The organism is Paraburkholderia sabiae, from assembly GCF_030412785.1.
GTDB lineage: Bacteria > Pseudomonadota > Gammaproteobacteria > Burkholderiales > Burkholderiaceae > Paraburkholderia > Paraburkholderia sabiae.
This window is the reverse complement of record NZ_CP125296.1, coordinates 232,419-252,021: the sequence shown is the minus strand read 5'-3', so window position 1 is coordinate 252,021 and position 19,603 is coordinate 232,419. Positions and strand designations below refer to the sequence as shown.

Genomic DNA, 19,603 nt, shown 5'->3' with positions numbered 1-19,603 from the left:
GACGAGGGATCCTTTTGCCGGATGCCGTCACGAGAAGTGTCCTTTTTGCATCGAGATGACGCGTAGGTCGTTACGAATCGTAGTTCGTCCCGGTTGCCGTTTCAACCGGTTTGCGAACCGCGCGTTCAGTACCGGAAGATGTTGTCAGCGCGACGATCGCATCAATGCAGAAAGATAACTTCGCTATGCAGACTAATTTACCGATCCACGACTTTGTAAATTTTGAAATGTGCGGTTACCAACTGCATAAGTTATTTCAACAACGTCCGCTTAAGATGATTTCCATGACCCGTCGAACGGGAAACGGAGAATCTCATGAAACGCGCAGCAGTTATCTTGTTGATGATCGGTAGCTTGTCGGTGGCGCAACAGGCGTCGGCACACGGACGCGGCGGCTGGGGCCACGGTCGCGGCGGCGGTGGCGACGGCGGCGCGATCGTGGGGGCGCTGATCGGCGGCGCAGTGCTCGGCGCACTCGTGACGTCGGTGGCAAATGCCCAGCCCACGTATGCACAACCGGTCTATCAGCAACCCGCTTATGTGCAACAGACGTATGCGCAGCCGCCGGCAGCCGCCTGCTACGACAGCTATCAACGCGCCTATGTGCCCTGCCAGGGCGGCTATGGGTATTGATCGCGGATGTAGCCGATGTAGTCTCGCTGCTTGCAAAGCTTGAACCTTCGTTTTCACAGCAGGTGTCTTCAGATCGATCGAGACGCGGAATCTGGCGATTCTGACTGCAGTCGCATAAAGTAAATGAAGAACATCGCGCCAGATTCTCGTGAAACGCTTTGAACAGAGACGTCGATGTCGCCGGGGGCGGAGTCGTGTGAAGCTGTTCTCTCGATCTCAGCTGGAGCGGCCAAATGAAAAAGATGTTCATAACCGGTGCGACGACGATGATCTCCCTGGCCGGCGCAGCCCATGCGCAAAGCAGTATCACGCTTTACGGGCTGATCGACGCCGGCCTCAGCTACACGAACAGTCAGATCGCGGGGACGGGCGGCGGACACAGCAACTGGGAACTGACCAGCGGCGCCGTCCAGTACAGCCGCTGGGGCCTTCGTGGCGCAGAGGACCTGGGTGCGGGATTGAAGGCCATCTTCACGCTGGAAAGCGGCTTTAACCTGAACAATGGCCAGTATTCGTCCAACAACCGGATCTTCAATCGTCAGGCCTATGTCGGCCTGACGAGCCGCGATTACGGTACGCTCACGCTGGGTCGCCAGACCGACAGCATGGTCGATTTCGTCGCGCCGCTCTCGTTGACGGGCACGGAATTCGGCGGCACGCGTTTCGCGCATCCGCTCGATAACGACAACCTGAACGACTCGTTCCAGATCAACAACTCGGTCAAGTATCAGAGCCCGGACTTCGGCGGCCTCAAGTTCGGCGCGCTGTACGGTTTTTCCAATCAGGCGGGCAGTTTCACGAACAATCGCGCCTACAGCTTCGGCATGTCGTATCGAGCGGGCGCGCTGAACTTCGGTGCCGGCTACCTTCAACTCAACAGTTCCGCACGCACGCCGGCCGAGCTGAATACGAACGGCGCCGTCACCGATACGACGGGCGCGTCGCTGCAGGGCGCATTGTCGCCGTCAGCCGTGCCTCTGGGCGTGCTGGCCAGCAGTCAGAAGACCTTTGGCCTCGGCGTGAACTACACGTTCGGCCCCGCTGTGGCGGGCTTCGTGTACTCGCACAGCAAGCTCGCCCAGTTCTTCCAGACCGGGCTCAGTGGAACGTTCCAGAACTTCGAGGGCAACTTCCGCTATGCGCTGACACCGTCGATCGAGCTTGCGGGCGCTTACACGTATTCGCGCGCCGGCGGAAACGGCGGCGGCGGCGTCCCTCACTGGAATCAGGTGAGTACGATGGCCGACTATCACTTCTCGCTGCGTACCGACGTCTACGTTCAAGCCGTGTGGCAACGCGTGAGCCCGAGCGGCACGTCGCCGTTGGGTGTCGCATGGATCAACGGTGTCAGCGCCCCCTCCTCCACAACCAACCAGGTTCAGGCGACGGTCGGCTTGAGACATCGCTTCTGATGGCGTGGGCCATGCGAGCAACAGATGGCGCTCAGGATTTGCCGTCGGTATAGCTCTCACGCGGCGGATACACGCCCGCGAGCCGGGCGATCAGGATCGCGACGAACAGGCTGCCGACGATCTGTTCCACCATGCACATGCCGCGCGCCTGACGCGTGAGCGGCGTGATGTCGCCGAAGCCTGTGCTCGTGAGAACGGTGATGCTCAGGTAAAGCGCGTCGGCATAAACGAGCCGCCCCGGCTGCCCGACGATCATATACGACTGCGGATAGAAGAATCCGATGCTCGCATAGACGTACGCCCACAGCACGCCGATCAACAGATAAGCCGCAGCAGCGCCGAACAGCTTATCGGGCGTCATTATCTTCGGCTGGAAGACGTAGCGGAGAAGATACGCGACCGTGATGCCATAGAGGACGGCACAGAACAGCCAGGATATCGCGAGGCTTCTGTCGTCGTCGCGCCACAAGCCGAGGTACTGAAACCACATGGCTGGAACGGCAAGCAACAGCGCGATCACAAACGACAGCGTCGTACGGCCGACTGCCGCAACAGTCGCTATCAGAAGGAACATATTGACGACGTTCAGGACGAGTCGCCCGCTGTCGCTCGCCGAAACAAACGACACCGCGCCGATAAGCGCGAGCAGTACGACGAACAGCCAGAAACAGCGCTGATAAAAAATGCGGGACAGCGCTTCGCGCGTGGTACGGATGGCCATGGTCGTCGCTCCCCGATACAGGTATATCGCAGCCAGACCCGCCGAAACATGGATTATTGAACGACTTGCCGACCAGTGCCGTCGAGAGGCGGCAGCGGCCCATTAAGCCAGAATACGTTACCAGGGCCGCATTTCAAGTGCCGTGGCTCGATCCGCTTCGGTTGATCGATCCGGCTCCCACAGACAGAGTCATGGTCCCCGGCGCGTGTAGGTGCTGCTTACCCGATTCGCGCCGACGATTTATACCCGCGCTAACGGGTTCGACGCCTACAATAAAAACGCCAGTCCTTTATGGAGGCTCAAGTCATGGGCTTCTTTCTCCGCTTCACCTCGTGTGTACTCTTCGGCACGTCCTGTGTGGCCTCCGCCTACGCGCAAGTCTCGTCGGGTTCGACCGATCCGTCAGCGCCGAGGACACGCGCTCAGGTGGTCGCCGAACTGAACGAGTGGTTCGCTGCCGGCTTTAACCCGGAAGAGTGGGCTCACTATCCGGACAATGCCGAAGCAGCCGCGCTCATCGTCGCACGACGGCATGGCGCCACTGGCAGTGCGACGGCCGTTCAGCAATAGCCGGTCACTCTGTCCGTAGCAACCGGCGAAAGCAGCACCTGCACAGCACGGCCAGCATGGTCGGCTGGGGGTGCCGTGCGCGTCCCGGCTGCAGCCTGGCCTTCTGGTGGCGTGACGCAACGTTCGATGCGTCAGCGGCCCACACACAGCGACACGCTTTCGCCTGACCATTGCAAGACATTCGGCCCTCCCGGCGCCCGTCGACGGGCAGCCATCTCGTAAGCGTCCCACGCCGCCCGTCGTTCTTCCCACGCGAACGCGGGACGGCCTTCGCCTTTCGCCTCCACTACGGAAAACCCTGCCCCCCACCGATGGGGGGAATTGATCCGGCGACAGTGCTTATGCTTTCGTACCGGATGCAATGTCCCTTCATGAAGAACGGGTTCGTTATGCATCGGATCAGAACACCGTTATGGAGACCTCATGAAGTCGGAATTGAAAGTCACGGCGTTGGCATCGCTTCTCGCAATCGCTGGCGTCGCTCACGCGCAATCGTCCGTCACGCTCTACGGAACAATCGATTCGGGCTTGCTGTGGCAAAACACCGCGGCAGCAAACTTTCTGCCAGTCGCTTCGAAGAACCCGAACCTGGGGCATGTCGTCCGCTTCAAGGACGGTGGCCTTTATTCGAGCCTCTGGGGCCTGAAAGGCACGGAGGACATCGGCGGCGGCTACAAGATCAACTTCCGGCTGCAGGGTTCGTTCGATAGCGGCACAGGCAGATTCCAGCTAAGCGACACGCCTAACGCGCCGGCCCTCTTCAACCAGATCGCGACGGTTGGTGTCTCCGGACCGTTCGGCAAGTTCGACATGGGCCGCCAGCTCGCGCCGATGGCCTATGCATTCGCCGACACGGACGTGCGCAACGCGTGGTTCTTCGGCAGCGTGCTGACCGCGTGGCTCACCATGAACCAGCAGTCGGGCTGGACGGCCAACAGCACGAACGGCAGCATCGGCGCGCTCTATGACAGCAACGCGCTCGTGTATAACTCGCCGAGCTTTTATGGCTTCTCCGCAGCGCTCGAATATGCGCCGGGTGGCGTCGCCGGTCATTTCCAGGGCGGCACACGCGAGTCGGCGGTACTCAAGTATTCGAACTTCGGCCTGAACGTCGCGGCCGTCTATTACAACGGACACGACACCAGCCCGTTCCCGTATCCGACAGCGGGCAATCCCGGCGCGACGCCCATTCCTGCAACCGGCGTGAACAACAACCGCTTTGTATACTTTGGCGCGAAGTACACATGGAAGGGTCTCTCGGTGTCAGGCTCGTTCAGCAACGGCCGCAATCCGTCGAACCCGAACGGGAACCTCGCGGCGGGCATCGCCTCGGGTGACTTCGACATGTGGACGGGAGGCATCGGTTATCGCTTCTCTCCGACGTTCGAACTCACGTCGGGCATCTACTACGTTAAGGACGAGAAGCACAACCAGAACCAGTCGACGGCCTACGTGCTCGGCGCCGATTACAACCTGTCCAAGACGACGGCGCTGTATGCGCAGGGTGGTTATGTCGCGAATCGCGGCACGATGAACCAGACGCTCGTGTACGGGCAACCCGTCGCTGTCGGCAAGAACACCGCCGCAGGCATGGTGGGTATCCGCCACGCGTTCTGATGCGGGAAGCGGGTCTGATGGCGTTGGCCACCAGGCTCGTATCGTTCGAGGTTCAACGCGAGCCGTGCGCATGATCGACACGGCGTCGCTCATCATGGCGGACAGCACATGACAACGGGGCATGCGAGCCCCGTTGAAGTGAAGAACTGTGCGCCGCCATTCAAACCGATCCGGCGACGCATGCCGGAAATCCGCAAGGCAGGGCGACGCCCCGCCTGCGTCATCCATCGACGCGTGCCTATTGGCCGCCAAACGGTTTCTGGACCACGAGCTTGCTGGTGACCGAGGTTACGCCGGGAACGCCTCTCGCGATCTCCGCGACCTTCGGAATCTGGTTGTTATCCGGAACCGAGCCACTCAGCGTGACCGCGCCGTCTTTCGCCGTGACACTGATGCTTCCGGCTTTGATCTCCTTGTTCTTCCCGATCGCGGCATAGACTTTTCGCCGCAGCGCGCGATCCGCTTTTTTCCCGGTGGCCGGCGCGCTCGCGCCCGATGCCGCCAAAACGGAAGCGGCCGGTGCGCTGGTGGGATCGCCACCTTGTGCCCAGGCGTTGATCGAAAGCGCAATGACGATTCCGCCGAAAGCGAGCCTGTGTGCAGAGATTGGTTTCAAGAAAGTCTCCTGTTGATCTGGTTTCAGGTAAAAGAAATCAAAGCCCGCGATCCTTTCGGACAGTGCGAGCTTTTTAATGCGCGTGGCGCCACACTTCGCGACATCCCTCAGTCTGGAATTGCCAGCGCCATCGCTTCGATCATCATTTCCGCGGAATAGGCGCCGGAGAGCGCGTACACACCGTTGAAAACAAAGTGCGGAACGCCACTCACACGATGATCGACGTGCAGCGACCGCAGCGCGGCAGAGCCGGCGAGGCGCCGCGATTGCGCAAGATGATCGGCTAACCCCTGACGCTCCAGACCGCACTCCAGTCCGAGACGCTCGAGGGTCTGCCAGTCGCCGATGTTTTCGCCCTCGATGAAGTACGCGACGAACAGGCGCTCTATTAATATCGCGCGTTGCGACCGGCTGGCCGAAAAGGCAACGAGATCGTGCGCGGCGGCGGTATTCGGCAGCACTTCGATCCTGTCAAACGCGAACTCGATGCCCGCGTCGTATCCCGCGCGCTGCACTTGGGCGCGCTTCGTGGCGACCGCTTCGGCACTACCCAGACGGTCGAGATAGAACGCCGGGTAAGACCTGCCTTCGGGAGGTGTAGAGGGAAGCAGCTCACGTGAACGCCACACAAGATTGAGCCGCACGTCGGGACGCAACGCGGCAAAGCGGCGCATGGCCGTCTCCAGATTGCGTTTGCCGATCAGGCACCACGGACAGATGAAATCGAAGTAGATCTCGATCGACAGCGAGCGATCCTCGCCTGCTGCCTTACTGTCGAGTCGAATCGCGCTTGCGTCAACGAAGTTCATGAATCCGGTTCTCCACCATCTGCCCAGCTCGCTGGCATGTCAGCGACGCATTCGAATTGCGTGCAATGATCCAGCGTACCGGGACGCGCGAAGGCTCGGCCCCCTCGCCAGGGGGGGGCGGGGTTAACCCGTTTTCCGCTTCACTGTCGGCCCGTTAAATACTGAGGCAATCCGTCAGATGCACGGGGCGTCCAACAGCATGCGGCTTGATCGCACGGTCCATTGAAGGGGATCAGTTGCAGAAGCGCCCGGCCGATAACTCCTGCGAGGCGCGGGCGCGATGACGCTAAAGCGCTACCGACTCCGGGCTGTGCGTCTTACCCGAGTTCACGGCTGACAAACGATGGCGAGAGTTTGCGATGCACAAGCAGCAGCAAAGGCGTCGAGACCATCGAGAGTGCGACGACGAGTGTCACGAGCGACGACTGCCGCTGATCGATGACGTGGGCCGTCATCGCAGCCGCCATCACCACAAAGGCGAACTCGCCGCCTTGCGACAGCAAAATGGCGAAGTACGAGCGTTGCGAAGCAGGCACATCGAATCTGTCCGCGAGAAACCACAGCGCGATCACCTTGATGCCGACCAGCGCCACGACGAGTATCGCGACACGAACCGGCTCGCGCATCATCACGCCGAAATCGATCGACATGCCCACTGCAATGAAGAACAGGCCGAGCAACAGGCCCTTGAAAGGCGCCATGTCGACTTCGACCTGATGGCGATAATCCGAGTCCGCGAGCAGGACGCCCGCGACAAACGCGCCCAGAGACATCGACAGATGGACGCTTTCCATGAGCAAGGCGATACCTGCGATCCAGAGCAATGCGAAAGCGGTGAATATCTCGGGCACGCCGATGCTCGTAATCACGCGCAGCACGATGTGCAACAGATAGCGGCCGACCAGCGCCACCGCACCGAGCATGGCAAGCGCTTTCAACGCCACGAGCCATCCGGGTTCGGCTGCAGGCGTGATCGCCGACGGTCCGAGCAACGGCAACAGAGCGATCAGCGGGATCGCTGCCATGTCCTGGAACAGAAGAATGCCGAATCCGGCGCGCCCCGTCGGCATGTCCATCAACTTGCGCTCCTGAAGTTCGGACATCACCATCGCCGTCGACGACAGTGCAAGGGCGAGCCCGCCCGTCAATGCGATGCGCCAGGGCAACCCCAGCATCATGAAGATCGCCAGGAGGACCGCGGCACAGACAGTCATTTGCATCGTGCCGTAGCCGAAGATGGTTCGGCGCATCGACCACAACTCATCGACCCGCATTTCCAGTCCGATCACGAACATCATCAACACGATGCCCAACTCGGAAAAATGCAGGATCGCATCGATGTCGGTCACCAGCCTCAGTACCCATGGCCCGATGAAAACGCCTGCGACGAGATAGCCGAGAACGGCGCCGAAGCCAAGGCGCACTGACAGCGGCACGGCAATCAGCGCGGAAGCGAGAAAGATCACCAGGTCGATCAGTAACTTCGTCATCCGGACCTCCACGGCCGCAGCCAGCGGCGCATTTCCGCCAGGCGTCCCATGCGCCCGTCATGGCTGCGCGAAATGCAATGGGGCAATGCCGGATCGCGTGCGGGCTTCGAATCGCATTGCACGACGACACCGCCGTCCGCCTGCTGTCGCACGCTCGTCCTGACGACATGGCCGCCGGGTAAATCGGAACCAGTCTATGCACTGTCTGCCGGCGAAGGTATTGGACCTTGGTCCCATACGCCCAGCCCGTCTGGCTGGCCTATTCTTTATCTGGAGCGGCAGTACCGCCACCTCCGGAGCGCAGCGCTCCCGATTACATCCCTCCGACAAATGCAATCCGATCGCCCCATTCACGAAGGTGGACAGGCTGCCGTCAGTGCGCCGCGATGGTTGCGCTGGCTGCCGGGCCTGACGATGCTCAGGACATATCGGGGCAGCTACCTACCCAACGATCTCACCGCCGGTCTGGTGCTGACGACGATGCTGGTGCCCGTCGGTATCGCTTATGCAGAGGCGTCGGGTGTTCCCGGCGTCTACGGCCTTTACGCGACGATCGTTCCGTTGCTGGCGTATGCCGTTTTCGGTCCGAGCCGGATTCTGGTGCTCGGTCCCGATTCCGCACTTGCTGCGCCGATTCTCGCCGTCGTGATCGCTATCGCGGGCAGCGACCCGTCGCGCGCGATAGCGACGGCCAGCATGATGGCGATCGTCTCCGGACTGTTCTGCATCGTGATGGGGCTCCTGCGGCTCGGCTTCATCACGGAACTGCTCTCCAAACCGATCCGGTACGGCTACATGAATGGCATTGCACTGACGGTTCTGATCAGCCAGTTGCCGAAACTCTTTGCCATTTCGTTCGACGATCGGGGACCGCTGCGCGATCTACTGTCGCTCGTAGCGGCTATCGCGGCAGGCAAAGCCAACTGGTACAGCTTCGCGGTGGGTGCAGGAAGCCTTGTGTTGATCCTGTTGCTCAAGCGCTTCGAGAAAGTACCCGGCATTCTGATCGCCGTAGTGCTCGCGACGCTGAGCGTCATTGCATTCGACCTGGACGGTGTGGGCGTCAAGGTGCTCGGCAAGATCCCGCAGGGTCTTCCATCGTTCGCATTGCCATGGATCGGCGACATCGATTTCGTCAGGATTCTGCTTGGCGGCTGCGCGGTCGCGCTGATCTCGTTCGCGGATACCAGCGTGTTGTCGCGTACCTTTGCGGCGCGTTCTCACACGCGCGTGGACCCCAATCAGGAGATGGTCGGATTAGGGGCGGCCAATCTGGCGGCCGGCTTTTTTCAGGGCTTTCCGATCAGCAGCAGTTCTTCGCGAACTCCTGTGGCCGAAGCGGCGGGCGCAAGAACGCAGATGACGGGCGTCGTCGGTGCGCTTGCGGTGGCGGTTCTTCTGCTCGCTGCACCGAATCTGATGCGGTATCTGCCCAATAGCGCGCTGGCCGCCGTCGTCATTGCGGCAGCGCTCGGCCTGTTCGAATTTGCCGACCTCAGACGTATCTATCGAATCCAGCAATGGGAGTTCTGGCTCTCCGTGGTCTGCTTCGCAGGCGTCGCCGTTTTCGGTGCGATTCCCGGAATTTGCATCGCAATCGTGATCGCGGTCATCGAGTTTCTCTGGGACGGCTGGCGTCCCCATTACGCGATTCTCGGACGTGTGGAAGATCTGCGCGGCTACCACGACATCAAGCGCTATCCGCAGGCCACGCGGATTCCTGGGCTGCTGCTGTTCCGCTGGGATGCGCCGTTGTTCTTTGCAAACGCCGAGCTTTTCCAGGAATGCCTGCTGCGAGCCGTCGACGAGTCGTCGACGGCCGTGCGCCGGATCGTCGTGGCCGCCGAACCGGTAACGAGTATCGACGTGACCTCGGCGGACATGTTGCGGGAACTGATTCGAATATTGGGCGAGCGCGATATCGCATTGCACTTCGCCGAAATGAAAGACCCGGTGCGCGACAAGCTCCGACGTTTCGAAATGCTGGAAATCGTTGGAGATCAGCGGTTCCATCCGACCGTGGGCAGTGCTGTCGACGATTACGTTGGCGAGCACTGAGCGCCATCGGTCGACGACAGCCTTTCACCATCACTGGGGCGCACTCCCTTTCGCTTCGGCATCACTCGCGGCCTTCTGTTTCTTTTTCGCTTCGTGGTGTCCGATCGCGCAACCCGCCGTTGCGCCGGCGACGCCGTGCTTACCTGCCACATGTCCTGTGACGCCGCCTACCGCCGCGCCTTTCGCGCAGCCTTCGGCGTGGCTTGCATTGGCGAAGGCGAAAGCCGTCGTCGCCACGATGATCGAAAGCGTGATTTTCTTCATGCGTCAGCTCCAGTTCCGTTGTTCGCGATGACGGCCGACACGCCGCCATTCTGCTGGCCTCTCTCGCAGCAGAAAGCGGTCCTGCACGGAGTAACGGCTGCGGCACGCTTTGTGCGCCGCTTACCGACGCGGTCGCGTCGGACAACTTCCGCAGCGCCCGTTCTGCCAACCCAAAAGCATGAGGACAATGTATTGGTGGTTTCATTCGATGACGTAGCGCGCATCACGGAAGCGCCGATGCATTCGTGGCTCGGCGGCATCGTTGTGTCATTGGTTGCGATGACAATCGGGCTCGTCATTCAACGCGTCGGGGCGCGCATCGTCATGCGTATTGCGCGGCCCTATCCGTTCACGACCATCGTGCTTCATAGCATCGATATGCCCACGCGGGTGCTGCTGATGCTGCTGACGCTCGGATTCGTGTTCTGGCAGGCGCCCGACACGCTCCGCTTCATCGGCCCTCTGCGCGACGCCTGGGCGTTCGTCCTGATCGCCGCGATTACATGGCTGTCGCTGCGCCTCGCGGGCTCGATCGGCGAAGCGATCATCCGGGCGCATCCCCTCGACGCCGAAGACAATCTGCATGCGCGCCGCATCCACACGCAGGCGCGCGTGCTCGCGCGCTCGGTGATGGTGGTGATCATCATTCTTGGTTTCGGCGGCGCGCTGATGATGTTCCCGTCAGTGCGGCAGATCGGTGCGAGCCTGCTTGCGTCGGCGGGAGTCGCGGGACTGGTCGCAGGTATTGCCGCGCGCCCTGTGCTCGGCAATCTGATCGCCGGATTGCAGATCGCGCTCGCGCAGCCGATCCGTCTCGATGACGTTGTCGTGATTCAGGATGAATGGGGCCGCATTGAAGAAATCACGGGCACGTATGTGTCGGTGCGTCTGTGGGATATGCGGCGGCTGGTCGTGCCGCTCCAGTGGTTCATCGAGCATCCGTTCACGAACTGGACGCGCAGCAGTTCGCAGATCATCGGCACGGTGTTTCTCTACGTCGATTACCGCACGCCGCTTGCGCCGCTGCGCGAAGAACTCGGGCGGCTGCTGAATGACGCGCCGGAATGGGACGGCAGCGTGCAGGTGCTGCAAATGACGGACGCGACCGAGCGCGCGTTGCAGCTGCGCGTGCTCGTCAGTTCGGCGGATTCGGGGCTCAACTGGGACTTGCGCTGCCGCGTGCGCGAAGGGCTGCTCGCGTTCGTGCAGCAGCACTGTCCGCAGTATCTGCCGCATGCACGCGCTGAAGTGACGGCCGAACTGGATGGCGGCGAAGCGCTGCCGACCATGTCGAGTGCTGCCCGTCATGGCGAACCGGCCGCATCGAGTACGGCCGCCGATACGCCCGCCGATCCCGTCGCCGTGCGTCCTTCCGGAACCCGGCGCGGCAACCCGATTCGCGGCAACGGACACGAGGAGCGGCACACGCCCGCCGCAACCGACGGCATGTATCGCGGCCGTGCGCGTGCGCTGAACACGCACTGATTGCGCGACGGTTCACTCTTCCGAATCGAGCGCGCCCGGCGGCGGTCCGATCGTGATCCCGGCACCCGATTCGTTCGGCGTGCCTTGCGGGTAGGCGTCGGTCGTGCTGTCGGGAACACATTCCGCCACGCACTGGCTCGCATTTTTTTCGCGCAGACATTGCACGAATCTGTCGGCATGGTCGCGTGAACGGAAACCGTACAGCTTGTTGTCCACCTGCACCTGCGTATCGGTTGGGCGTGTCCAGAGCGTGTCCATCGCATGGCCTCTTGTGAGTTGACGTGTGACTGACGGGCAGCATCGCGCGTGCCACTGCGACTGGCCGCGTCCGCGCGTACGTCGGGCAATTGCGACATAATCGAATGCCGAATTCCACGGAGGATGAGATGGACTATGTGAAGCTGGGCCGCACCGGACTCGATATCTCCCCGCTCTGCCTGGGCTGCATGACATACGGCGTGCCCGAGCGCGGCCCGCATCCGTGGACGCTGAACGAGGATGCAAGCCGCCCGTTGATCCGTCAGGCGGTGGAAGCCGGGATCAATTTCTTCGATACGGCAAACACATACTCCGACGGCACGTCAGAAGAAATCGTCGGCCGCGCGCTGAAGGAATTCGCAAAGCGCGACGACATCGTGCTCGCCACCAAGGTCTTCTTTCCGATGGGCAATCGCGCGGACCCGAAGAAGCCGAACGGCTCGGGCCTCTCGCGCAAGGCGATTTTCCAGTCGATCGATGCGAGCCTCGCGCGCCTCGGCACCGACTACGTGGATCTGTATCAGATCCATCGCTGGGACTATGCGACGCCCATCGAAGAGACGCTCGAAGCGCTGCATGACGTCGTGAAAGCGGGCAAGGCGCGGTATATCGGCGCGTCGTCGATGTTCGCGTGGCAGTTCGCGAAGGCGCTGCATGTCGCCGAACGAAACGGCTGGACGCGTTTCGTCACGATGCAGAATCACCTGAATCTGCTGTATCGCGAGGAAGAGCGCGAGATGCTTCCGCTCTGCGCAGACGAAGGGATCGGCGTGATTCCGTGGAGCCCGCTCGCGCGCGGCCGGTTGACGCGCGACTGGGACGAAACAACCGAACGCCAGCAAACCGATTCATTCGGCAACAGCCTGTACGACAAGACGGCGGACGCCGATCGTCGCGTGATAGAAGCGGTGGCGAAGATCGCGGCGGCGCGCGGCGTTCCGCGTGCGCAGGTGGCGTTGGCGTGGGTGATCGGCAAGGCGGAAGTGAGCGCGCCGATTATCGGCGCGTCGAAGCCGCAGCATCTGAGCGATGCGATTGCGGCACTCGATATCAAGCTGACGTCAGATGAAGTCGCTTCGCTCGAAGCGCCGTACGTGCCGCACGACGTCGTGGGATTCCAGTAAGCGGCGGCGCTCAGATCTCGCAGGTCGAAGGCGCGCGCCTTCAACCTGCAGTTCAGTGCAGTGCTTACCAGTGGTAGTTCATGCCCGCGAACACCTGGCGTCCATAGCCGAACGCACACCAGCTGCCGTAGTAGCACGACGCGACATATTCCTTGTTGAACAGGTTCTGCGCGTTCACATAGACCTCGGCACCCTTCAGCTGCGACGCGGCGCGGCCGAGGTCGTAGCGTAGCGTGGCATCGACGAGGAAGAAGCTCTGCACCTTGAAGTCGTTGTCGGTGCTGTACGTCGTGCCCGTGTAACGTCCGCCCGCGCCCATCGACAGCCCGGCGAGCGGCCCGCGATCGATCGTGTAATACGCCCACAGCGAAGCCTGATTCTGCGGAATGCCGGCGAGATGCTTGCCTTCCAGGCCGCTGTTGTCCTTCGTGTAGACGGTGTTCAGGTACGTGTAGCTGGCCGTCACGTTCAGCGAATCCGTGAGGCTCATCTTCGCTTCGAGTTCGACGCCGCGCGAACGCGCTTCGCCCGCCTGCGACTGGAAGTTCGGATTGTCGGCATTCGTGGTCAGCAGGTTCTCGCGCGTCAGGCTGAACAGCGCCGCCGTGAACAGCGCGTTGTAACCCTTCGGCTGGAACTTGACACCGACTTCATACTGATGACCGCGCTCGGGATCGAACGTCTTGCCGTTGATGTCGGTGCCTGCCTGCGGCGTGAACGATTCCGTGTAGCTGACGTACGGTGCAATGCCGTTGCTGAACACGTACGTGAAGCCTGCGCGACCCGTGAACGCGCGATCGAACTGGCTCGACGCCGTGTTGAACGTCGTGTTGTTCGTCTTGCTGCTGGCCCAGTCTTCGCGTCCGCCGAGCGTCAGGATCGCGTTGCCGAGGCGCGCCTGATCCTGCGCATAGACGCCGTATTGCGTGCCGCTCAGAATCTGGTGGTAGCGATCGGGCGGCGTGACCGTCTGATAGTAGACGGGCGCGAACATGTCGATCGACGGCCCCGCACCGAAGCCCGCATCGAAGTTGCTCGCGTAATGCTGGTAATCGAAACCGACGAGCAGCGTATGGTCGATCGGGCCCGTCGAGAAGTTGCCTTCGACCTGGTTGTCGATTGCAAACGTGTTCAGGTTATCCGCCGATGCCGCCGTGCCGCGATCGAGCGTGCGCAGATCGTCTTCGAGAGAGGACGCGTAGACGCTCTTGTAGTCCTGCGCGAGGTGCAGGAAGCGCGCGTTCGAACGGAACGACCATGTGTTCGTCAACCGACGCTCGAACTTGTAGCCGATCGACTCCTGCACGCGATTGAAGCTCTCGAAGTTCGGATCGCCGTCGTAGAAGTTGCTCGGCAGCTTGCCGTTCGGATTGAACAGCACCGTGCCTTGCGGCGGCACGCTGCCGTACGACGTGCTGCGCGGATCGTGCTGATAGAGACCGAACAGCGTCAGCGACGTCTTGTTGTCCGGCCGCCACGTGAACGACGGCGCAAACGCGATGCGCTCGTTCTTCGTCATGTTGACCTGACCATCTTCCTTGCGCGCGATGCCCGTCACGCGGAACAGATAGCGGTCGTCGCCGGCAATCGGACCGGACAAATCGAACTTGCCTTGCACGTGGCCGTAGTTGCCGAACTCGACGCCGACTTCATGCAGCGGCACGACCGTCGGCATCTTGCTTTCCATGTCGAGCAGACCGCCCGCCGCCGCCTGTCCGTACAGCACGGAAACCGGGCCCTTCACGACCTCGACGCGCTCCATCATGTACGGATCGAGCTGCGGAACCGCGTACCAGCCGTTGCTGATCAGCTTCAGACCGTTCCAGTACGTGTCGGCGTCGAAGCCGCGCACTTTGAGCTGGTCGTAACGCGTCGCGATGCTGCCGCGCGTTTCGGGCGTCACGCCCGACGTGTAGCGCACGACGGCGTTCAGGTTCTGCGCGTTCTGCTGTTCGATCTGATCGCGTGTGATCACGGACACGGACTGCGGCGTCTCGAGAATCGGCGTGCCGGACTTCGTCGCGCTCGAGTTCCATTCCGCGACATAGCCATGCGTCGGGCCGTATGGCTGATCGGCATCGTTTTGCGCGGTGACGTTGACGGCCGGCAGCGTGGCCTGTTTCTGGCCGTCGGCGGTCGTGGTGGCGGGTTGCGATTCCGTGGACTGCGCCCCGGCGTGGTTGGCGGCGAATGCGAGAAGGACGGCCATCGTAAGAGGCCGTAGCGCGGTCGAGTGGTTCCTGGTCGTTTTCATTGTCCTCTTGCCCAACTTTATAAATGCGAATGATTGTTATTAGCGATCGCATTTTGGCGTGCCTTTTTACATTTGTAAAGTTGCAGTCGGACGGTTGTTGGATATGCGCGTCAGATTGTCAGGCGCTCGCGACACCTGCGGCGTCCCGATGCCATATGCCTCTGCGCCTTTGCTGGCGCGGCAAAGCGGCGGATTGCGCCTGGTCCTTGCTCTATCTCAAATTACTGTATATATTCACAGTACTGTGTTTGCATACAGTATCGGAGGCATCATGGAGCATCTGGTCAGGGTGTACAACGAGAAGGATCGTCGGACGCTGGAATGGCTTCGCAAGCACGTCGGCGACGCGGCCATCGCTGCCGCCGTCAAACGGTGCGTCGGCGGCAAGCCGTTTCTGTCGTCGGTTTGCCGGCAGATCGGGGTACGGCCACCCGAGTTTCTGGCCTCCGTCAGCCGTCCGGCACCGACCGCGACGGGCGAGCAGGCGCTCGCGACGATTCGCGGCATCCTCGCAGCCAAAGCCCTCGCGCCGAGCGGCACGATCGCCAGGATGCACTGAGGGACAACGCAGCCCGACACTTCGCATTGCTCATCAATTGCTGGAGCGTCGCTGCGCGGAACGTGCCCTTAGGCGAGCGCATCCCCCGTCCGCGTGTCTTCGCGCCCCGTCTCGGACATGCAGCACGCGAACAGCGCAAAGGCCAGCACCGCGACGGCCGATAGGCTCAGGTACGCCGCGACAAAACCGAATCGGGCGGCGACAAGTCCGCCCATCACGTTGCTCAACGCCGCGCCGATGCCCACGCAAAGCGCCATCAACCCTTGCGCGACATTGAAGCGTCCCGTGCCGCGCATCAGATCGGACGTGATGACGACGGCCACCACGCCGAAGATGCCCGCCGCGACACCGTCGAGCAGCTGAATTCCGACGATCGCATACGGGTTCGTCGTCAGGCAGAACAACAGGCCGCGCACGGGCAGGATCGCGAGCGCGACAAGAAAAATCGTCTTCCTGCCGACGCCCGATTTCATCGCGCGTCCGACTAACGTCGCGACGGCGATCATCACGAGTTGCGCGGCGATCACGCAAGCGCTCAGCGCGATCACGTCCATGCCGGGATGCGTCTGCGCAATCAACTGCCCGGCAAGCGGCAACATCGCCGCATTGCCGAAGTGAAACAGCACCACTGTCAGCAGGAAAACGCGCAAGCGGCGGTCGCGCCAGAGGTCCGCGAGCGGCACAGGACGATGCGCGCCGCCGTCAGTGCGCAGCGTTTCGCCGCCGCGTGCGAGTTCGTGATCGACGGCACGCGGATCGATCAGCAGCACGACGAGCGCGCTCGCCACTGCAAAACCGCACACGAGATAGAAGAGCCAATACACGCCGACGAACTGCCCGAGTCCGCCCGCCAGCACTGCTGCCGTGAAGTTGCCCGCGTGATTGAAGCTCTCGTTGCGCGCGATCCGCGCCGGCAGCCGCCGATGTCCGACGATGCCGAGACTGATCGCCGCGAGCGACGGCGGAATGATCGCCGCCGCCGCGCCGAGCACAATTTGCGCACCGAGCACGGCGGGCAGTCGCGGAAACCAGGCGATCAGCACGCACGCGGCAGCGACGAACAGACCCGATAGCGCGACCAGCAGACGCTTCGCGCGCACGGAATCGACGAGCATGCCGGCTGGAATCTGGAACACCGCGGCGGCCAGCCCGCTTGCCGCCATCACGATGCCGATGCTGCCCGAATCCCAGTGCTGACTGCTCTTCAGGAATACGGAGAGGAACGGCCCAAGGCCGTCGCGCACGTCGGCCATCAGGAAGTTCAGACCATCGAGACTGCGCAGGCTGCGCCGACTGCGGGCTTTCGATTCAGATGTCGCTGGCATCGCCGCGCGTTTCCGGCAAATAGCGTGGATCGATCCAATGCATGGCGACTCCTGTCGTCGGGATGATGAATGCCTCGTGCTGCGCGCGGATTGCACCTAGCAACGCCTATGCCCGTCGCATGCAACAGGACAAAAGCGGTATGGAATGTGCTCTCTTCAAGTGTGGTGACTTCGATATCCATGCCATCCGCATAACGCTTGTCCTACGCGCCTTGCCCGACCATGAGTGAGCCTATCCAACCCCGTAGCGTACATTCCCTCTACACGACCGAGTCGGGACACGCGTTGCCATCGCGTAATTTCGCTCGTACCCGAAGAGTGCTGTTCATCATGCTGGTCGTGACGGTGATCGTTCCGATCGGCTGCCTGACGGGTTACGGTTACTACAACTACAAGCAGCGCTACAACGACGCAGTCGAAGCAAGCGAACGGATGAGCCGCGTCGGCGAAGAACAGGCGCTCAAAGTGATGGATCTGAACGCCGAACTCGTATCGCGCGTCGAAGAGCTGCTCGGCAACATGACGGACGCGCAGATTGCACAAGACGAGTCCGCGCTTCATCAGCGGTTGAACCGGATCGCGGGCGGCTTTCCTCAGGTCGCCGCGATCTCCACATTCGGCCAGTCGGGACAACTGCTGGTAAGCAGCCGCTTTTTTCCGGCCCCTGCTGTCAACATCGAGCGGCGCGACGACTTCATCAACGCGCGGCACTTTCAGCCCGAGGCCTACGTGTCGCTGCCGATGCAAGCCAGCATCTCCAGAACGAGCGTCTTCAACGTGACCGACGCGCGCGTCGCCGATGACCGCTTTATCGGCGTCGTTTCAGTCGCGCTGCGCCGCGATTATTTTTCGAGCTTCTATCAGAAACTCATCGACGCGCATGCCGCGACGTTCATCGGACTCTATCGAGCCGACGGTTCGGTGCTGACGAGTTTCCCCGAAGATTCACCCGGCGCAGCGCCGCAGGAAGCCAACCTCTTCTCTCAGGCGTTTTCGCGCAATGAATCGGTGGGTCATCTCGTGTCGTCGACATTTGCAGACGGACAGAAACGCGTCGTGACTTACCGCCACGTCGGAAACTATGGACTGTTCGTCGCTGTCGGCTTTCAGGTCGCACAGCTTTACGCCGTCTGGTTGCATCATTTCCTGTTGATCTGCACGCTGACGGGCGTGCCCTGCCTCATCATCTGGCTGCTGATCGGCTTTTCGCTGAAGCAGTTGTCGACGGAAGAGCGCGCGTGGGAGCGATGGCGCGGCGAAGCAGGCCGACGTCTCGACGCCGAGGAATCGGCGCGGCATCTGCAGCGCGCGAGTGCATTGGGCAACCTCGTCGCAAGCGTCGCGCACGACTTCAACAATTACCTGATGGTCGTGAAGTCGAATGTGGCAATAGCGAAGGCCAAACAACACGAGACCATTCACGACGAGATCGTCGCCATCGAGCGGGCCACGGGCACGGTCGAAGGACTCGTCCGGACGCTGATGGGCTCGGCGAGAAAGCAGCCCTTGAAGCTGACGCAAGTCGATCTCGCGCAGTTTCTTCCCGGCATGATGCAGGTCGTGCAGGCGACCGTCGGCGATTCCGTCGCGGCGAGCATCGACGTCGCGCCGGACATCTGGCCCGTGCGCAGCGATACCGCCGAACTGGAACTGGCCATCGTCAACCTCGCGCTCAACGCGCGCGACGCGATTCATCGCGGAGGCAAGTTCGCGATCCGCGCGCAGAACATCGCGGTCGCGTCCCATGTGGTCGGCGTGCCCGCAGGCGACTACGTGCTGCTGTCCGTTTCAGACGATGGCGAAGGCATGACGCGCGATGTCGCGGCCAAAGCATTCGAACCGCTCTTCACGACCAAAGGCGGCACCTCGCATCCCGGCCTCGGACTCGTCCAGGTTCTCGCCGTGTGCGAAATGAGCGGCGGCACGGTGAAACTCACCAGCGAGCCGGGCGTCGGCACGACAGTGCGCCTCTATCTTCCGAGGACCACCGTGCGCGCCGAGCCCGAACGGGAGCCCGTTGAATACGTGCCGGCGGCATCGTCGGAAACGGCGAGTCAACATGTCCTGCTGATCGAAGACAACGACGAGGTCGCGGCCAGCCTGTCCGCCGTGCTGCAGTTGATGGGGCACGACGTCACGCACGTCCCGAGCGCCGACGACGCGCTGATCGCGTTGCAGGAAGGCCAGGCATTCAAGCTCGTGCTGTCCGACGTGCAGATGCCCGGCAAGATGAGCGGCATCGACCTCGCGGAGTGGCTGCAAACTCACCGGCCGGAGCAGCGCCTCGCGTTGATGACCGGTTATGCCGACGAACTCGAACGAGCGCGGCATACCGGCGTGCCGATTTTCTCAAAGCCTTTCGATGCCGAGGAACTCGAGCCGCTCATCGGCGCATGAGCCGACGAAGT

The 19,603-nt window shown here is 61.8% G+C and carries 17 protein-coding genes; 9 read left to right on the top strand and 8 right to left on the bottom strand.

From position 1 onward, the window contains the following. Positions 1–315: 315 nt before the first annotated feature. Complete coding sequence (locus tag QEN71_RS30800) at positions 316–633, top strand: hypothetical protein (protein WP_201646935.1); 318 nt, start codon at positions 316–318, stop codon at positions 631–633. A gap of 233 nt (positions 634–866) precedes the next feature. Then, the gene (locus QEN71_RS30795; protein ID WP_201646934.1) at positions 867–2,045 is read left to right on the top strand and encodes a porin; all 1,179 of its coding nucleotides are present in this window, start codon (positions 867–869) and stop codon (positions 2,043–2,045) included. A 31-nt stretch (positions 2,046–2,076) separates the two neighbouring features. Here the strand turns inward: QEN71_RS30795 and QEN71_RS30790 are convergent, their stop codons facing one another. Beyond that, entirely contained in the window at positions 2,077–2,766 is a 690-nt protein-coding gene (locus tag QEN71_RS30790; RefSeq protein ID WP_201646933.1) for a potassium channel family protein, read from the bottom strand. Positions 2,767–3,072: 306 nt separating this feature from the next. On the opposite strand from QEN71_RS30790, the gene QEN71_RS30785 reads away from it, so the two are divergent. Together QEN71_RS30785 and QEN71_RS30780 are read left to right on the top strand one after the other, a co-directional pair. Next, positions 3,073–3,336: a DUF4148 domain-containing protein gene (locus tag QEN71_RS30785; RefSeq protein ID WP_233471606.1), complete on the top strand. Its 264-nt coding sequence runs from the start codon at positions 3,073–3,075 to the stop codon at positions 3,334–3,336. A 423-nt stretch (positions 3,337–3,759) separates the two neighbouring features. Next, positions 3,760–4,953, top strand: coding sequence for a porin (locus QEN71_RS30780; RefSeq protein ID WP_201646931.1), 1,194 nt, complete (start codon positions 3,760–3,762; stop codon positions 4,951–4,953). A 238-nt stretch (positions 4,954–5,191) separates the two neighbouring features. Here the strand turns inward: QEN71_RS30780 and QEN71_RS30775 are convergent, their stop codons facing one another. The 3 genes from QEN71_RS30775 to QEN71_RS30765 all read right to left on the bottom strand — a co-directional run bounded on the left by QEN71_RS30775 (position 5,192) and on the right by QEN71_RS30765 (position 7,868). Beyond that, positions 5,192–5,569: a BON domain-containing protein gene (locus tag QEN71_RS30775; RefSeq protein ID WP_201646930.1), complete on the bottom strand. Its 378-nt coding sequence runs from the start codon at positions 5,567–5,569 to the stop codon at positions 5,192–5,194. 107 nt (positions 5,570–5,676) lie between these two features. Continuing rightward, positions 5,677–6,378 carry a DsbA family oxidoreductase gene (locus QEN71_RS30770; protein ID WP_201646929.1) on the bottom strand — a complete coding sequence of 234 codons (702 nt, stop codon included), beginning with the start codon at positions 6,376–6,378 and terminating at the stop codon, positions 5,677–5,679. A 317-nt stretch (positions 6,379–6,695) separates the two neighbouring features. Beyond that, complete coding sequence (locus QEN71_RS30765; protein ID WP_201646928.1) at positions 6,696–7,868, bottom strand: monovalent cation:proton antiporter-2 (CPA2) family protein; 1,173 nt, start codon at positions 7,866–7,868, stop codon at positions 6,696–6,698. Positions 7,869–8,198: 330 nt separating this feature from the next. Between QEN71_RS30765 and QEN71_RS30760 the strand changes: the two genes are divergently transcribed. After that, complete coding sequence (locus tag QEN71_RS30760) at positions 8,199–9,926, top strand: SulP family inorganic anion transporter (protein WP_201646927.1); 1,728 nt, start codon at positions 8,199–8,201, stop codon at positions 9,924–9,926. Between the two features lie 30 nt (positions 9,927–9,956). On the opposite strand, the gene QEN71_RS30755 is transcribed toward QEN71_RS30760, so the two are convergent. Then, complete coding sequence (locus QEN71_RS30755) at positions 9,957–10,190, bottom strand: hypothetical protein (RefSeq protein ID WP_201646926.1); 234 nt, start codon at positions 10,188–10,190, stop codon at positions 9,957–9,959. Between the two features lie 195 nt (positions 10,191–10,385). On the opposite strand from QEN71_RS30755, the gene QEN71_RS30750 reads away from it, so the two are divergent. Then, entirely contained in the window at positions 10,386–11,675 is a 1,290-nt protein-coding gene (locus QEN71_RS30750) for a mechanosensitive ion channel family protein (RefSeq protein ID WP_201646925.1), read from the top strand. Between the two features lie 12 nt (positions 11,676–11,687). Here QEN71_RS30750 and QEN71_RS30745 read toward each other — a convergent pair whose 3' ends face one another. Continuing rightward, positions 11,688–11,933: a hypothetical protein gene (locus QEN71_RS30745; protein WP_201646924.1), complete on the bottom strand. Its 246-nt coding sequence runs from the start codon at positions 11,931–11,933 to the stop codon at positions 11,688–11,690. Positions 11,934–12,061: 128 nt separating this feature from the next. Between QEN71_RS30745 and QEN71_RS30740 the strand changes: the two genes are divergently transcribed. Next, a complete protein-coding gene (locus tag QEN71_RS30740) occupies positions 12,062–13,057 on the top strand; it encodes an aldo/keto reductase (protein ID WP_201646923.1) in 996 nt (331 codons plus the stop codon). A 64-nt stretch (positions 13,058–13,121) separates the two neighbouring features. Here QEN71_RS30740 and QEN71_RS30735 read toward each other — a convergent pair whose 3' ends face one another. Further along, positions 13,122–15,266 carry a TonB-dependent siderophore receptor gene (locus QEN71_RS30735; RefSeq protein WP_233471605.1) on the bottom strand — a complete coding sequence of 715 codons (2,145 nt, stop codon included), beginning with the start codon at positions 15,264–15,266 and terminating at the stop codon, positions 13,122–13,124. A 316-nt stretch (positions 15,267–15,582) separates the two neighbouring features. On the opposite strand from QEN71_RS30735, the gene QEN71_RS30730 reads away from it, so the two are divergent. Continuing rightward, complete coding sequence (locus tag QEN71_RS30730; RefSeq protein ID WP_201646921.1) at positions 15,583–15,870, top strand: hypothetical protein; 288 nt, start codon at positions 15,583–15,585, stop codon at positions 15,868–15,870. Positions 15,871–15,938: 68 nt separating this feature from the next. Here QEN71_RS30730 and QEN71_RS30725 read toward each other — a convergent pair whose 3' ends face one another. After that, positions 15,939–17,195 (bottom strand): MFS transporter, encoded by a 1,257-nt coding sequence (locus QEN71_RS30725; RefSeq protein WP_201646920.1) that lies wholly within the window; start codon positions 17,193–17,195, stop codon positions 15,939–15,941. A gap of 318 nt (positions 17,196–17,513) precedes the next feature. Here QEN71_RS30725 and QEN71_RS30720 point away from each other — a divergent pair, with 318 nt between their 5' ends. Continuing rightward, positions 17,514–19,592, top strand: a complete 2,079-nt coding sequence (locus QEN71_RS30720; RefSeq protein ID WP_322791182.1) for a hybrid sensor histidine kinase/response regulator — start codon at positions 17,514–17,516, stop codon at positions 19,590–19,592. Positions 19,593–19,603 lie beyond the last annotated feature (11 nt).

What these genes read in the sequence shown, in the direction of transcription:
- QEN71_RS30755 (WP_201646926.1), bottom strand. Translation starts at nt 10,190, where the DNA reads ATGAAGAAAATCACGCTTTCGATCATCGTGGCGACGACGGCTTTCGCC.
- QEN71_RS30770 (WP_201646929.1), bottom strand. Translation starts at nt 6,378, where the DNA reads ATGAACTTCGTTGACGCAAGCGCGATTCGACTCGACAGTAAGGCAGCA.
- QEN71_RS30780 (WP_201646931.1), top strand. Translation starts at nt 3,760, where the DNA reads ATGAAGTCGGAATTGAAAGTCACGGCGTTGGCATCGCTTCTCGCAATC.
- QEN71_RS30760 (WP_201646927.1), top strand. Translation starts at nt 8,199, where the DNA reads ATGCAATCCGATCGCCCCATTCACGAAGGTGGACAGGCTGCCGTCAGT.
- QEN71_RS30785 (WP_233471606.1), top strand. Translation starts at nt 3,073, where the DNA reads ATGGGCTTCTTTCTCCGCTTCACCTCGTGTGTACTCTTCGGCACGTCC.
- QEN71_RS30735 (WP_233471605.1), bottom strand. Translation starts at nt 15,266, where the DNA reads ATGGCCGTCCTTCTCGCATTCGCCGCCAACCACGCCGGGGCGCAGTCC.
- QEN71_RS30790 (WP_201646933.1), bottom strand. Translation starts at nt 2,766, where the DNA reads ATGGCCATCCGTACCACGCGCGAAGCGCTGTCCCGCATTTTTTATCAG.
- QEN71_RS30740 (WP_201646923.1), top strand. Translation starts at nt 12,062, where the DNA reads ATGGACTATGTGAAGCTGGGCCGCACCGGACTCGATATCTCCCCGCTC.
- QEN71_RS30800 (WP_201646935.1), top strand. Translation starts at nt 316, where the DNA reads ATGAAACGCGCAGCAGTTATCTTGTTGATGATCGGTAGCTTGTCGGTG.
- QEN71_RS30725 (WP_201646920.1), bottom strand. Translation starts at nt 17,195, where the DNA reads ATGCCAGCGACATCTGAATCGAAAGCCCGCAGTCGGCGCAGCCTGCGC.
- QEN71_RS30730 (WP_201646921.1), top strand. Translation starts at nt 15,583, where the DNA reads ATGGAGCATCTGGTCAGGGTGTACAACGAGAAGGATCGTCGGACGCTG.
- QEN71_RS30745 (WP_201646924.1), bottom strand. Translation starts at nt 11,933, where the DNA reads ATGGACACGCTCTGGACACGCCCAACCGATACGCAGGTGCAGGTGGAC.
- QEN71_RS30765 (WP_201646928.1), bottom strand. Translation starts at nt 7,868, where the DNA reads ATGACGAAGTTACTGATCGACCTGGTGATCTTTCTCGCTTCCGCGCTG.
- QEN71_RS30795 (WP_201646934.1), top strand. Translation starts at nt 867, where the DNA reads ATGAAAAAGATGTTCATAACCGGTGCGACGACGATGATCTCCCTGGCC.